Origin of the sequence: Microvirga terrestris (assembly GCF_015694425.1) — a bacterium.
GTDB classification, from domain to species: Bacteria; Pseudomonadota; Alphaproteobacteria; order Rhizobiales; family Beijerinckiaceae; genus Microvirga; species Microvirga terrestris.
In genome coordinates this window covers 89,988-102,956 of sequence record NZ_JADQDN010000007.1, presented here as the reverse complement: position 1 = coordinate 102,956, position 12,969 = coordinate 89,988, and the positions used below count along the sequence as shown (strand labels likewise).

The window sequence follows — 12,969 nt, the reverse complement described above, 5'->3', positions numbered from 1 at the left end:
CTTCTTCGGCTGCAGCACGGGGCGGCTTACGCCGCTGGCCTGCTCGCGACGGAAGCATTCTCCTCCGTCACGCCTGCCAGATGACGGCCGGCGATGTAGCCGAACGTCATGGCCGGGCCAAGTGTAATGCCGCCGCCCGGATAGCTTCCGCCCATGATGCTCGCCATATCATTGCCTGCGGCGTAGAGGCCCGGAATGACCTGTCCGCGCTCGTCGATGACGCGTGCATTCTGATCGGTGCGAAGACCCGCGAAGGTTCCGAGATCGCCCGGCACAACCTTCACTGCATAGAAGGGACCGCGCTCGATGGGTCCGACACAAGGGTTTGGCTTCTGGTCGGGATCTCCGAGATAGCGGTTATAGGCGGTGCTGCCACGTCTGAACTGTGGGTCCTCGCCCTTACGGGCATCGCGGTTGAATATCTCCAGGGTTTGCTCGAAGGCAGCAGGGTCAATGCCGGCTTTCAGCGCAAGTTCGCGCAGGGTTCGTCCTTTGAGCAAATACCCGTTCTGCAGATAAGGGGTCAGGGGCACCGGGAAGGGCTTCACGAAACCAAGGCCGTATCGGCGGATCGTCGGATGATCCACGATGAGCCATGCAGCCTTTTCCGGGTCGTCCCCACAGGCGCCGATCATGGCCTGCACAAAGTCGTGGTAGGAATTGGATTCGTTAGTGAAGCGCTTGCCGCTTTTGGTGACGGCGATGACGCCCGGCTTACCGCGATCGATGAAATGCGGGAACGGACCCGATGTTCCGTCACGGCGCGGGACCAGCGAAACTGGCACCCAAGCCGCTGCATTTGGCAGACCCTCGATCGCGCGCCCTCCAACCTTCTCACCGAGCCTGATGCCGTCACCCGTGTTGCCGGGAGGTGCCGGCGACCAATGCTCCTGTCCAGTGGGAGCATGAAGGAACAGCTCTTTGCGGCGCAGCACATCCTGCGGGAAGCCGCCTGCGGCTAGCACGACGCCGCGGCGGGTGCGGACCTCGGTCACACCTTCTTCGGTCTGCACCAGTGCGCCCTTGATCGCACCATCCTCCACGATCAGGTCCTTCACCGGCGAGGAAGTCCAGATAGGAACGTTCTGGTCAAAGGCGGATTTTGCGAGACGCCCGATCAGCGCGTTGCCGTTGGTCAACCGCATCGCACGTCCGTGCGAGGCGAGATCTCGACCGTATTTCGCCAGAAGTACGCCAACATATGCTGCCGATTTGAAAGAGCGGGTGACGTTGAAGAAGTGCAGCAGTTCCTTACCGGATCCGATCATCATGCCGAGGAAGGTGATTTCCTTGAGCGGGGGCCGAAGGCGCGCGATCTCCTTGCCGAGCTTGCGGCCATCGTAGGGTGTCGCCACGATCGACCGGCCGCCGGGCGTGCCGCCCGGCGCATCGGGATGGTAGTCCGAGAAGGCAGGCCCGAGGGTGAACTCCATCTCTGTGTTCTTCTCGAAGAACTCAACCATCCTCGGGCCGTTCTCAAGAAAGGCATCGACACGGCCCGCATCGAAGTGATTGCCGGCTTCGTGCTGGAGGTAGGTGCGCGCCGCTTCCTTGGAATCCTTGAAGCCCTCTTTCTGCGCGAGCGGATTGCAGGGAATCCACATCCAGCCGCCGGAGCGTGCGGTCGTTCCGCCAAAGACCGGCTCCTTCTCCGCAACGATGACATCGAGTCCATGGTGCTGGGCCGTCAGCGCGGTCGCCAGACCGCCTGCTCCCGATCCGACAACAAGGACATCGCAGGTGACCATCTTCGTTGGCGTCATGGCGTTCCTCGCATCTCGTACCGGCCGACCAAACTCGCCGGGAGATCTTTGATTCAGCATGCGTGAATGCGTTCGTTAATTTGTTTTAGACGAACGCATTCGCTCATTCAAGATATTTCGCGAACCTCACGCGTTCGACTTCCGGCTCATCCCCGCTGAGACGACTTGATGGGTTTCGACAAGAAAGGTCGTGATTTCGGAGATGAAGCTGAGAGCATGCATCTGCGAGACATTCGCTGCCCGGGAGTGAAACGCGGCCTCTATATCTGTAACGGAGCGGAACCACAGTTCCACCACGCCATCAATGGGAATAGCTTCGTAAGAGGCGGGCTGGCCAATGCCTGCGCTTCGCCCGGTCACAAGATTTTGGGCATACCCCATGAGGTTCGGAAACTTGCTGACGGCTTCAGCGTGGAAGCCCCACCACTCTTCCTTGAACTGCTCGGGAGTCAGACCTGGCTTCCGCGTCAGGATCGATATTAGCTTCACGAGCGGCTCGGCAGATAGATCGACTGGCACGACCACGTTCTGTACGGCAGTGATCAGCGCCGTTGGGCCGACAAGGAGCTGGTGGTCGCGTGCAACCTCCTTGTACTCATCGGAGGACAAGGCCGTCTTCATGTCGTCGTCGCTGTCGAACCATAGCTCGGAAATGCCGTCAATGGACCAGGAACCCCGGGCATGGTCTATGGCAAGTTGGCGGTCGTCGACAACGTGGTTTTGGTGATAGCTTTGCAGGCTAGGCAGGCGCGCGACAAGAGGACCATGCACCTCGCGCCAGTGGCGTCTGAACTCATCCTGGCTCACGTCAGGTCTGCGCGTGAGAAGCCCCATGCGAACGATCCTGCTGGCATCCTCAGACCGCCAGATAGCCACCGTCAACAACAAGAGTTGTTCCGGTCACGTAGCTCGACATGTTGGACGCGAGGAAGACAGTCGGGCCCACGAGTTCCTCTGGCTCACCGAAGCGGCCGAGAGGAATTCGAGACAGGAAGCGCTCTGCCCGCTCGGGATTGGTGCGCGTCGCCTCGGTCATGGGCGTGTTGAGAGTTCCGGGAGCGATGGCATTCACGCGAACACCATCCTTTGCGAGCTCCTGAGCGAGATTTTGGGTCAGCATGCGCACGGCAGCCTTGGACGTCGAATAGCTGATCGATGTCGCGGTCGACACGAATGAGGCAATGGAGGCCATGTTGATGACCGTGCCTTTGGTCGCGCGCAAAGCCGGAACGAAAGCAAGCGTGACGTTCAGTGTGCCGTTCAGATTCACCTGCATCGCAGCATCCCAAGTGCGCATCACATCCGGGCTGTCGATGGTGTTGCGAGGGCATATGCCAGCATTGTTGACGAGGATGGACACTTGCCCGATCGAGGCTTCCACAACGCGCGCCAGAGCACCGCAGGCTTGTGCATCGGCAACATCAAGAGCATAGGACCAGGCCTCGCCGCCCTCGTCCACAATCCCCTTGGCCGTGCCGGCCGCCGCCTCGCCATTCAGATCGGTGGCGATGAGCCGCGCTCCTTCCTTCGCTAGACCTCGCGCAATGGCAGCACCATTGCCCTGACCGGCGCCTGTGACCAGCGCAATACGCTCTTTGAGCAGCATTCGTTCCGGCTCCTTGACTTGGTTGAGAACGCCGTCCCTTTGGTTTCGACAGCACAGGCCTCATACAATCATATGACGAACGCATCCGCAAATAGCGAACGTTCATAAACGCGCAGGCCGGCTGCACTCGCCACGGTGCGCAGGCAAAAGCACGCCGGTGCCAACCGAGCGTGACAGACAAGAGCACCGTATGGAAAGCGGTAAGGAGAGAGATGAGCTACGCCCGTCGAGGACGCTTTACGGGAGCTTCGGCAATCCCAATCTCCGCGAATTCCGCCTGCACAGTCCCAGCGATGGCGTGTGGCATGTAACCGAGTTGGGCCGACAACCTGCGCGTGCACGCCAAGAGGTTTTGGGCGTCGGCACTCTCGGGGTGAATGTCGAGAACTCCGGTCGGTCCGATGACAGTGATGGCGAGTTGCATCTGTCCGCTGTAATCGAAGACGGGAGCCGCAATACCGTTGATCCCGGTGACGGGCTTGCTTTCCGTGGAGGCATAGCCAAGCTTTCTCGCAGTTGCTATCTCGGCTTCGAGCTCCTTGCGAGACGTAGCCGTGCCCACGCCCTGAATGCGCGCTCCCTTGCGCAGCTCCTCGGCCAGCTGAGCCTCGATGACCTTTGGCGACATGAAGGCAGCGAAGACTTTTCCCGTCGCGGTGCCGGTGACGGAAAAAACAGTGCCGGTGCGCACATTCACGTGGACCTGATCGCTGCCCTCTTGAACCTGCACGATTGTGGGACCGTGGGTTCCCCACACGGCAATGGTCACCATGTGGTCGATCTGTTCCGCAAACTCGACGATGGCGTGACCTGCGAGCCGCAAGGGATCGAAGCTGCGCAGCCGTGCGATGCCGAGCTGGAGGGCGAAGGGACCAAGCTGATAACGGCCGCTTGCGATGTCCTGCTCAACGAGTTCGAGCTTACGGAAGCTCACGAGGTAGGCATGGGCTTGGGCGGGGGCGACATCGGCCAAGGTTGCGAGCTCGCGGAGCATCAGAGGCTTTCCGGCTTTGACCAGAGCTGACAGGATACGTCCCCCGACCTCGACCGATTGTACGCCTCGTCCTTCTATGGTCATGACCTGCTCAGTGTTTGTGATACGCCCGTATCATGCGGCGTTGTGAGAAATCCCGAGATACGCTGCACGGACCTTGGGGTCGTGGAGGAGCTGCTTCCCAGTGCCCGACAGTGTAACACTCCCCGTTTCGAGCACATAGGCCCGATCCGCAATAGCAAGAGCCATATTGGCCATCTGTTCCACAAGCAGGATGGTGATGCCGGATTTACGCAGGGATACAATGATGTCGAAAATCTCCTGGATAATCTTCGGCGCAAGGCCAAGGGACGGCTCGTCGAGCAGAAGCAGTCGGGGCTTTCCCATCAGGGCCCGCGCGATGGCCAGCATCTGCTGCTCGCCCCCTGACAGGGTGACGGCAAGCTGATCACGCCGCTCCTGCAAGCGCGGGAACAGCTTGAACTGCTCCTCCACTTCGGCATCGAGAGTATCGTTAGACAGCCGCCGGAAATAGGCTCCCAAGGTCAGATTGTCGTAGACCGTCTGGTCCGGAAAAACCTGACGTCCCTCCGGCGAGAGAGCGATCCCCCGCGCCACCCGCTTGTGGGGCGCGAACCGCGAGATTTCTTCACCATCGAAGATGATCTGCCCCGATCCAACAGGCATCAGCCCGGCGATGCCTTTAAGCAAAGTGCTCTTGCCGGCCCCGTTCCCACCCACGATGGCGACGACCTCCCCGGCCTTCACCTCGATGGAGACCTTGCGAACCGCAGCAATCGGTCCATAGGCCAAATCGACGTCCTTCAGCTTAAGCATACATGCCCCCTGCCCTAGGCTGCCTCAACGGAGGTGCCGAGATAGGCTTCCATCACTCTCGGATCCGCTTGGATCTTGCTCGGCGTACCCTCGGCGATTTTCTGGCCGTAATCGAGAACGATCACGTGGTCCGAGATCGTCATGACGAGGTCCATGTGGTGCTCGATCAGAAGGATGGTCATCCCCTCGTTACGGATGCGCACCAGCAACTGGCCGAGCTCCGCCGTTTCCTGCGGATTCAATCCGGCAGCGGGCTCGTCCAGGAGGAGGAGCAGAGGTTCTGAGGCTAAGGCCCGCGCCAGCTCGACGCGGCGCTGAAGACCGTAGGCGAGGCTTCCTGCTGGTGCCTCGGCATACTGCAATAGCCCAGTGAAATGGAGGATATTGTTGACCTTCTGCAAGGCCTTATTCTCCTCCCGCCTCGCCTTGGGCAGCCCAAGGAACGATGAAACGAAACTGTTCTGCATTCGGGAATGCTGCCCAAGAAGCACATTTTCGCGGACGGACAAATCCTTGAACAGTCTGAGATTCTGGAAGGTGCGCGCCACACCATGGCCACAGATGCCGTGAACCGTCTGCTGAGTGATGTCTTGACCCAAGAAAGTCACTTTGCCGCGATCAGGCCGAATGATACCGGTCAGCATGTTGATGAAGGTGCTCTTGCCTGCGCCATTGGGCCCGATCAGAGCATGGATATGACCTTCTGTTAGGTTGACTGATACATCCTTGGCGGGAACGACACCGCCAAAGGCCTTGTTGAGACTGTCGGCTGTCAGCAGGCTTCCCTCCACTGTCTGGGGGATGGATCGAGTCGGCAGCTTCGACGCCGATAGGCTCGGCGCAGCCACTTTGCCCGCGCTGTATCCAAGCCCAAACCTCCTAAAGAACGAGCCGAAGACGCCGGCTAGTCCCTTTGGCATGGCGTAGAGGGCGAAGAGCAGCAGCGCGCCATTCACGAAATGCTCAATCCAGGTCCAGCGCGCCACCAGCGCCCCGATGATGACGAGGGTCACGGATCCGAGGAGCGGGCCATAGAGTGAGCCGCTGCCGCCGAACAGCACGAGAAGGAGGATGAAGATCGACAGGTGGAAATTGATGAAGTCGGAATTGATGTACTGGTTCTGCTGCGCCACGAGAGCCCCTGCCAGCCCACAGGTCACAGCAGCGATGACGAAGGCGAGGACCTTGTAGCGGTACACCGCAACACCTACTGCGCCGGCAGCGACCTCGTCAGCCTGCAGAGAAAGGAAGGCGCGACCGAACCGGCCCTGCAAAAGGTTCCGCAGGAGAAGATGAGCGACGAGGCAGAGCCCTAGCCCGAACCAGACCCATTGCAGCATCGTGAATGGCACGCCGCCGATATGGAGTGGCTGAATCGCATAGATGCCCATCGCCCCGCCGAACACCTCGGAACCCTCCGTGACGACCTTTTCGATCACGATTCCAAAGGCCAGGGTCACCATCGCAAGGCTCGGCCCTTTCACGCGCAGCGACGGCATTGCGATCAGAATGCCGAACACAGCCGAAACGCCGCACGCCAAGAGAAGGGATAGCCAGGGGCCAACTTCATAGCGGGTTGTCAGCAGGGCCACAGCATAAGCACCCGCAGCGAACAGGCCAGCCTGCCCGAGTGATTTCTGTCCAGCAAAGCCCAGGAGCACGTTCATGCCTGCTGCGCACAGGAAGTAAACGCAGATCATGAACAGGGTGCGCAGATAAAACTCGTTGTCGATGAACGACGCAGCGGCGGCGATTGCGGCGGTGAAAGCTACGGATCCGATCAAGTGGCGCATGGGAACTAAACCTTGTCGACAGCAGCCTGGCCGAAGAGGCCTGCCGGGCGAAACGCCAGAACCAGGATAATCAGAACGAACACCACGATCTCACGCCATTGTGCCTGCCAAAGGCCTACGGCAGATTCCAGCACGCCCAGGATGAAGCCGCCATAAATGCAGCCGCGTGGGTTGTTGAGGCCGCCAATGATCGCCGCTGAAAAGGCCTTGAGGGCGAAACCCATGCCCATGAACAGGGAGGCAGACGCGATCGGAGCAATCAGAACGCCCGCGACGCCTGCGAGACCGCTTGACAGAGCGAAAGCACCTATCATGACAAGGCTGACATTGATGCCCATCAGGCTCGCGGTCTGAGGCGAGTGCGCCACGGCCATCATGGCCTTGCCGATGCGCGAGCGGCGCATCACCAGATCGAGCGCCGCCATGATCAGGATCGCGCAGGCCAGAACCAGAAGCTCTTGCGGTCGCACGCCGGCTCCAGCGATCCGCAGCACGTCATCCCCCAGCGGAGACGGCACCATGACGGGCGCAGGACCCCAAACGGCAAGCCCAATGCTCTGGAGCATTACGCCGAACCCCAGAGTGCTCATTACCCAGTTCATGCCCCCTTTTCCGGCGAAGGGCCTGACCGCTAGCAGAAAGATGAGGATCCCCATCAAGCCCGCCACCGCTCCGGCGCCAATGACGGCGGCAGGATACCGCCAAGCAGAAGCCGCCTCGCTTGGAACAGCCGTCGTTGTGCTCGCAAGGCCCGACAAGAGCAGGAGCATCGTCACGCCGATGAAGGCACCAAACGCGATGAACTCACCCTGGGCGAAATTCAGCGTCTTTGTGGTTGTGAAGGTGATGCTGAAACCGAGTGCGATCAAGGCGTAGACGCCACCGATGGCAAGGCCGCTGAGGAGTGTCTGGAGATAGACGTCCATGGGAGCTCCAACAGTGCAAAGTATCGACGCCTGCCGGTCCCCGGAGGACCGGCAGGCTGAGCAGACACAGTCCTACTGTGTGAAGTCGGCAGGCTTGAGAGCCTTCACGACATCGTCCGTGTAGGTGACCAGCTTTCCGTCTTTCCAGCGGGTCCAGCGATAGTCGGCGGCGGTCAGCGCCTCATGCTCGGTCGCTGAGAATGGCTTGTAATAGGTCTTCATGATGCCTTCGACCGGCGCTTGAAGATTGTCGAACGCCTCGCGCATTTTTGGCCCTTCGGTGCTGCCCGCCTGCTTGATCGCAGCAGCCGTGATCATGAGTGCGTCGTAGCAATGCGCCGCGAAGCTGAAGGCGCTCTTGGAAGCCATCTTCGGAGCCAGACGATCGTAAAGCTGCTGCTGCTTGGGGGTACGATCTTCGGTAATGGTGCGCATAAAGATCGGCTTTTCAGCTAGCGTCTTACCTGCTGTATCGAAGAAGCTCGCGTTATCTGATGACCAGGAGGTGAGCGTCACGGGAAAGTAGTTGATTTTCTCCATGCTGCGCACGAGCTGCCCGATTGGGGTGCCTTGCGCCCAAACGAGAACGGTATCGACGCCGGCACTCTTCAGCTTGTTGAGCTGAGAGGTCATGTCAGTGTCGTTGACACCGAACTTCTCAGTCGCCACAGGCTTGAGGCTCTTGGCTTCGGCGAGTTCCTGAAGATCCTTCAAACCACCTTGGCCGTACCCTGTGGTCTCGACAAGAAAGCCTACATTCTTGGTGATTGGATTGTTCTTCGTATAGGCAATAAGGCCGGCGACCTGCGCCCGATCTACCATCGAGACACGGTACATGTAGTTCTCGGCGTTGGCACTTGCAGGCTTAGTGATGTCGGTGGCAGAGCCGATGCAGCCAATTGACGGATTCTTTTTCTGATTGGGTATATGCTTCCAGGCGAGGGCATTACCGGAATTGGTTGGACCGAGAACCGCCACAACCTTCTCGTTGTCTATGAGATCGCTCATATTCTGGATTGATTTCGGCGGCTGCGACAGGTCATCGCGCACGACAAGGGTCAGCTTGCGGCCAAGTACGCCGCCAGCTGCATTAATGTCCTCGATTGCGGCTTGGATGCCGAGCACGCCAGCCTGACCGCTCTGTGCGGACGGCGAAGCGGAAAGATCGCCGTTAAAACCAATCTTGATCTCTTGGGCATAGGCCGCAGACGACATAGCGAGCGCGCTACCAAGGAGAGCTGCTTTCACGGCTGTATGTTTTGGCGTCATGGTTTTCCTTCCCTCAAGGGTACGATTTCGGCCGCGGCTACCACGCCCATTGCGCACAACCCGTCCGAGCTTTGGGCAGGCAGGGCCTGCCAGTTCTCAAAAGTCCATGGGAAGAAAGAGGAGTGCAGACTTTCTCCTGCTCACGCTATCCGCACCGTTTCCAGCAATGCCGAGGTCGGCTTTCGGGCGGCTCCTTCCCTTCTATCTTTTAGATCGTCTGCTCTTTTGCCAGAGCTTACCAACATAGGTACCGAACAGCGAATGCGTTTGCAATAGACGAATGCATTGATTTTGGTAGTGATGGCAACGTGCATTCAAGAGAGGACGTCCCGGCCCAACCTCTAGAGCGGAAGCGGCCGCTGCGAAGCTTCGAAAGATGAAGCCTGGTTCACAAACCCTGCTGATTCATCCCATTCTGCGTCCTGCCGCTTGGCAGGATGCGCTCTCAAGAAAGCTGGGTGCTCACCGAGAACCTTCTCGACGAGGAGAATGCCCGGGAAGACCTCCAGCGGTACCGCAACCCGCTGTGTTGCGTAGCGTTGCGGCAGGAGAAAGACATCGGCCAGTGTGCGCTCCGGACCGAGGCAAAAGCCTTCATCACCAATGAGGCCCTCGACGACCCAAAGCCCCTGCCCCTCCCAAGTGGCGATCCAGGCGGCTACCTCCAGCCTTGAACGGCCGGAAGCTTTCCTGGGGTGGTTGAGTGGTCCGACATTGTGCAGCGGGTGAGCATCGTAGCCGATGATCGACGCCACTGCCTGACTTTGGCCTTTAGCACCGGATCGGACGGCAGAAGCGCAGGTGTCGGATAGATCTCTTCAAGATACTCGAGAATTGCAGGAGATTGGATGAGAATGCTGCCGTCATCGAATTCAAGCGCCAGCACGCTGCCCTGCGGGTTGATTGCCCAATAGCTGGGAGCATTCTGCTCGCCCCATAGCAGACCAGATGAACGAAGGCCTGCCCCGCCTCAAGCTTCATCAAGGCGAGGACAATGCGCACCTAATAGGAGGAGGTAGTGCGCCAGTACGTATAGCGATTCATGCGTGTTCCCTTACACAGCTGGCAGGATCATGGCCAGGCATTCGCCGAAGCTGACCGGCGCAAAGCTATCCCGGCGGCCACGGGCCCGCAGGATCACCTCGTCCCCATCCTCCAGGAAGTGGCGCTCCTCCTCCGAAGCAAGGTTAACCGGGCTCTTCCCGCCCAAAGTCGCCTCCAGAATCCTGCCCCAGCTTGTTTGATCGGGCCACGAGGTCGTTACCGTGCCCGGCAGATCGCCGGTCTGCAGATTGCAGCCGTTGCTTGTGTGGTGTGTGATCATCTGGGCCACCGTCCAGTACATGTGCCTTGCATTGGACAAGACGAGCCGATGCGGCGACATTCCCTTCTCCCGCAAACTATGCGTGAGGACCAGAATCTCAAGCTCAAGATCCAGCGCGCTCTCGCGCTGGCCCGCCTCATTCGTCAGGTATGAGAGCGGCAAGGGATCGGCCTCAGGCCGGCTAGGTTGCGCGATGCGAAACGGTGCCAAGGCCTCCGGCGTCACGATCCAGGTCGAAACTGTGCTGGCAAAATTCTTCGACAGAAAAGGCCCGAGCGGCTGGTATTCCCAAGCCTGGATGTCGCCCGCTGACCAGTCGTTCAGCAGGCAGGAGCCACCCACATGCTCGGGGACCTCGATGATACCGATCGGCTCGCCGAGCTCGTTGCCGGGGCCGATCCAGACGCCCAGCTCCAGCTCGCAATCGAGTCTTCGACCGGGCTCGAAGCCCGGCTCGATGCATCTGGCAGCTTCGTCTGCCCGCGCGGCCGCCGAACGGGCACGCCCGAGGGCCGGGCTGACGACGCGCGGCCGTGATAGCCGATGGGAACATACTTGTAGTTCCGCAGCAGCGGATTGTCGGGGCGGAACTGCTTGCCGACATTGGCGGCGTGTTGAATGCCGACATAGAAGTCTGTATAGTCCCCGGTGCGCGCCGGCAGGTGTAGCGCACACTCGCAAGTCGGGTGCAGGCACGGCTCCATCCTGCTCTGATCAGGGCTACCCGTCCAAAGCAGTTCGGACAACCGCAGACGCATGACCTGCCGGGACCCCGCTCCGAACGTCAGGAAGGGATTGAGCACGGGACCGGACGCAGCCCTCCGCCGTCCGTGCGGCCTCCCCTGTGAAGAGGCCCGCTGAAAGTGCAGCCGACAGGTCCTGAATCCGGTCGCCGATCGCGACTCCACCCCTTGGGGCATCACTACTGGTGCTGAAGATCTCCAGCGGCAGGTTCTGGATTGGTAAGTCAGGATGACCATCGGCTGAGGTTATCCAGCTTTTCAGACTCTGATCACGCGTGTGATCAAGTTGAGCCATCACTCCAATCACCGCTGGTTCGGGTTGAAGTGCTTCTTCAACTTGTGGCCGTAAGCTGCATAGTCCTTCTGCAGAGACTCCGTTTCAGCCGCGAAGGCCGTGACCTTCTGCGGGAAGCGCGTCTCGAACATGAAAGCCAACGTTCCTTCAAGCTTGTGCGGCTTGAGCTCCACATTGCTGGCTTTCTCGAATGCATCCATGTCAGGCCCGTGCGGCAGCATAGTGTTGTGCAGCGACATGCCGCCTGGCACGAAACCGCCGCCCGTCTTGGCGTCGTAGACTCCATAGATCAGGCCCATGAACTCGCTCATCACGTTCATGTGGTACCAGGGCGGCCGGAAGGTATTCTCCGCCACCAGCCAGCGCTCGGGGAAGATCACAAAGTCGATATTGGCGGTGCCGGGCGTCTCGGAGGGCGAGGTCAGCACCGTGAAGATTGATGGATCCGCATGATCGTAGAGGACCGGCCCTACCGGCGAGTAGCGGCGCAGGTCGTACTTGTAGGGAGCGTAGTTGCCGTGCCAGGCCACCACGTCGAGCGGCGAATGATCCATGTCGGCTACCCACAGGGTGCCGCCCCACTTCACGAACATCTTCGAGGGCGCATCCTTGTCCTCATAGGCCGCTACAGGCGTGAGGAAGTCGCGCGGGTTGGCCAGGCAGTTGGCGCCGATCGGCCCGCGCTCCGGCAAGGTGAAGGCGCCGCCGTAGTTCTCGCACAGGTAGCCGCGGGCCGGGCCATCCGTGAGCTCAACCCGGATCTTCACCCCGCGAGGGATGATCGCGATCTCGCCCGGCTCAATGTCGATGATGCCGAACTCCGTCCACAGCCGTAACGAGCCCTGCTGCGGCACGAACAGCAACTCGCCATCGGCATTGTAGAAGTACTCATCCGCCATCGAGCGGGTGATGAGATAGACATGCGCGCCCATCCCCGCCTGGGAGCCGGCATCGCCGGCCGTGGTGATGGTGCGGATGCCCTCCATGAACGATACAGAATCATCCGGAAGCGGGATCGGGTCCCAGCGCATGGGTGCGATAGGCATCTCCACCTCGGCGGCTGGCGCGGTGCGCCACAGGCCGATATCCGCCTTCCGGAACTGTCCCCAATGGGATACTGTTGGCCGAATACGGTAGAGCCAGGTGCGCTCGTTAGTGGTGCGCGGCGCCGTGAAGGGCGAGCCGGAGAGCTGCTCGGCATAAAGCCCGTAGGCGCATTTCTGGGGCGAGTTGCGGCCGATGGGCAGGGCGCCAGGCAGCGCCTCGGCCTCGAAGCCATTGCCGAAGCCGGACATGTAGCCGGGCCGGATGGCACTCTCGATCTTCTCGGAAGCCTGAGGCAGGGACGAGTTCTGGACATTCATGAGCATGACCTCCACAGTTGGTCACGAATGTAACTGTCCATTTTGTAACCAACAA

14 protein-coding genes are annotated in these 12,969 nt (G+C 60.1%); 2 read left to right on the top strand and 12 right to left on the bottom strand.

Annotated elements, in window-relative coordinates; translation table 11 throughout:
* Positions 1-26: 26 nt before the first annotated feature.
* From I2H36_RS14915 to I2H36_RS14880, 8 genes are all read right to left on the bottom strand, one after another.
* Positions 27-1,763, bottom strand: a complete 1,737-nt coding sequence (locus tag I2H36_RS14915; RefSeq protein ID WP_196264694.1) for an FAD-dependent oxidoreductase — start codon at positions 1,761-1,763, stop codon at positions 27-29.
* 126 nt (positions 1,764-1,889) lie between these two features.
* Positions 1,890-2,597, bottom strand: coding sequence for an EthD domain-containing protein (locus tag I2H36_RS14910; protein ID WP_196264693.1), 708 nt, complete (start codon positions 2,595-2,597; stop codon positions 1,890-1,892).
* A 22-nt stretch (positions 2,598-2,619) separates the two neighbouring features.
* The gene (locus I2H36_RS14905) at positions 2,620-3,369 is read right to left on the bottom strand and encodes an SDR family NAD(P)-dependent oxidoreductase (RefSeq protein ID WP_196264692.1); all 750 of its coding nucleotides are present in this window, start codon (positions 3,367-3,369) and stop codon (positions 2,620-2,622) included.
* Between the two features lie 217 nt (positions 3,370-3,586).
* The gene (locus I2H36_RS14900) at positions 3,587-4,447 is read right to left on the bottom strand and encodes an IclR family transcriptional regulator (protein WP_196264691.1); all 861 of its coding nucleotides are present in this window, start codon (positions 4,445-4,447) and stop codon (positions 3,587-3,589) included.
* 30 nt (positions 4,448-4,477) lie between these two features.
* Entirely contained in the window at positions 4,478-5,200 is a 723-nt protein-coding gene (locus tag I2H36_RS14895) for an ABC transporter ATP-binding protein (protein ID WP_196264690.1), read from the bottom strand.
* A 14-nt stretch (positions 5,201-5,214) separates the two neighbouring features.
* Positions 5,215-6,993: a branched-chain amino acid ABC transporter ATP-binding protein/permease gene (locus I2H36_RS14890; RefSeq protein WP_196264689.1), complete on the bottom strand. Its 1,779-nt coding sequence runs from the start codon at positions 6,991-6,993 to the stop codon at positions 5,215-5,217.
* Positions 6,994-6,998: 5 nt separating this feature from the next.
* On the bottom strand, positions 6,999-7,919 hold the full coding sequence (locus I2H36_RS14885) for a branched-chain amino acid ABC transporter permease (protein ID WP_196264688.1): 921 nt from the start codon (positions 7,917-7,919) through the stop codon (positions 6,999-7,001).
* 72 nt (positions 7,920-7,991) lie between these two features.
* Positions 7,992-9,188 (bottom strand): ABC transporter substrate-binding protein, encoded by a 1,197-nt coding sequence (locus tag I2H36_RS14880; RefSeq protein ID WP_196264687.1) that lies wholly within the window; start codon positions 9,186-9,188, stop codon positions 7,992-7,994.
* Positions 9,189-9,646: 458 nt separating this feature from the next.
* Between I2H36_RS14880 and I2H36_RS20115 the strand changes: the two genes are divergently transcribed.
* A complete protein-coding gene (locus tag I2H36_RS20115) occupies positions 9,647-9,862 on the top strand; it encodes a hypothetical protein (protein WP_246718831.1) in 216 nt (71 codons plus the stop codon).
* Here I2H36_RS20115 and I2H36_RS20110 read toward each other — a convergent pair.
* Positions 9,847-10,074: a hypothetical protein gene (locus I2H36_RS20110; protein ID WP_343234455.1), complete on the bottom strand. Its 228-nt coding sequence runs from the start codon at positions 10,072-10,074 to the stop codon at positions 9,847-9,849. The genes I2H36_RS20115 and I2H36_RS20110 overlap by 16 nt on opposite strands.
* A gap of 168 nt (positions 10,075-10,242) precedes the next feature.
* A complete protein-coding gene (locus tag I2H36_RS20105) occupies positions 10,243-10,911 on the bottom strand; it encodes a fumarylacetoacetate hydrolase family protein (protein ID WP_343234458.1) in 669 nt (222 codons plus the stop codon).
* Between I2H36_RS20105 and I2H36_RS20100 the strand changes: the two genes are divergently transcribed.
* The gene (locus I2H36_RS20100; RefSeq protein ID WP_246718850.1) at positions 10,855-11,049 is read left to right on the top strand and encodes a hypothetical protein; all 195 of its coding nucleotides are present in this window, start codon (positions 10,855-10,857) and stop codon (positions 11,047-11,049) included. The two genes, I2H36_RS20105 and I2H36_RS20100, sit on opposite strands and share 57 nt — an antisense overlap.
* Before the next feature lie 183 nt (positions 11,050-11,232).
* Here the strand turns inward: I2H36_RS20100 and I2H36_RS20095 are convergent, their stop codons facing one another.
* Positions 11,233-11,550 (bottom strand): fumarylacetoacetase, encoded by a 318-nt coding sequence (locus tag I2H36_RS20095; protein WP_246718830.1) that lies wholly within the window; start codon positions 11,548-11,550, stop codon positions 11,233-11,235.
* A gap of 8 nt (positions 11,551-11,558) precedes the next feature.
* Positions 11,559-12,914 (bottom strand): homogentisate 1,2-dioxygenase, encoded by a 1,356-nt coding sequence (gene hmgA, locus I2H36_RS14865; RefSeq protein WP_196264686.1) that lies wholly within the window; start codon positions 12,912-12,914, stop codon positions 11,559-11,561.
* Positions 12,915-12,969: the final 55 nt, after the last annotated feature.

What these genes read in the sequence shown, in the direction of transcription:
- hmgA (WP_196264686.1), bottom strand. Translation starts at nt 12,914, where the DNA reads ATGAATGTCCAGAACTCGTCCCTGCCTCAGGCTTCCGAGAAGATCGAG.
- I2H36_RS14915 (WP_196264694.1), bottom strand. Translation starts at nt 1,763, where the DNA reads ATGACGCCAACGAAGATGGTCACCTGCGATGTCCTTGTTGTCGGATCG.
- I2H36_RS14885 (WP_196264688.1), bottom strand. Translation starts at nt 7,919, where the DNA reads ATGGACGTCTATCTCCAGACACTCCTCAGCGGCCTTGCCATCGGTGGC.
- I2H36_RS14900 (WP_196264691.1), bottom strand. Translation starts at nt 4,447, where the DNA reads ATGACCATAGAAGGACGAGGCGTACAATCGGTCGAGGTCGGGGGACGT.
- I2H36_RS14910 (WP_196264693.1), bottom strand. Translation starts at nt 2,597, where the DNA reads ATGGGGCTTCTCACGCGCAGACCTGACGTGAGCCAGGATGAGTTCAGA.
- I2H36_RS14895 (WP_196264690.1), bottom strand. Translation starts at nt 5,200, where the DNA reads ATGCTTAAGCTGAAGGACGTCGATTTGGCCTATGGACCGATTGCTGCG.
- I2H36_RS14905 (WP_196264692.1), bottom strand. Translation starts at nt 3,369, where the DNA reads ATGCTGCTCAAAGAGCGTATTGCGCTGGTCACAGGCGCCGGTCAGGGC.
- I2H36_RS20095 (WP_246718830.1), bottom strand. Translation starts at nt 11,550, where the DNA reads ATGGCTCAACTTGATCACACGCGTGATCAGAGTCTGAAAAGCTGGATA.
- I2H36_RS14890 (WP_196264689.1), bottom strand. Translation starts at nt 6,993, where the DNA reads ATGCGCCACTTGATCGGATCCGTAGCTTTCACCGCCGCAATCGCCGCC.
- I2H36_RS14880 (WP_196264687.1), bottom strand. Translation starts at nt 9,188, where the DNA reads ATGACGCCAAAACATACAGCCGTGAAAGCAGCTCTCCTTGGTAGCGCG.
- I2H36_RS20100 (WP_246718850.1), top strand. Translation starts at nt 10,855, where the DNA reads ATGCTCGGGGACCTCGATGATACCGATCGGCTCGCCGAGCTCGTTGCC.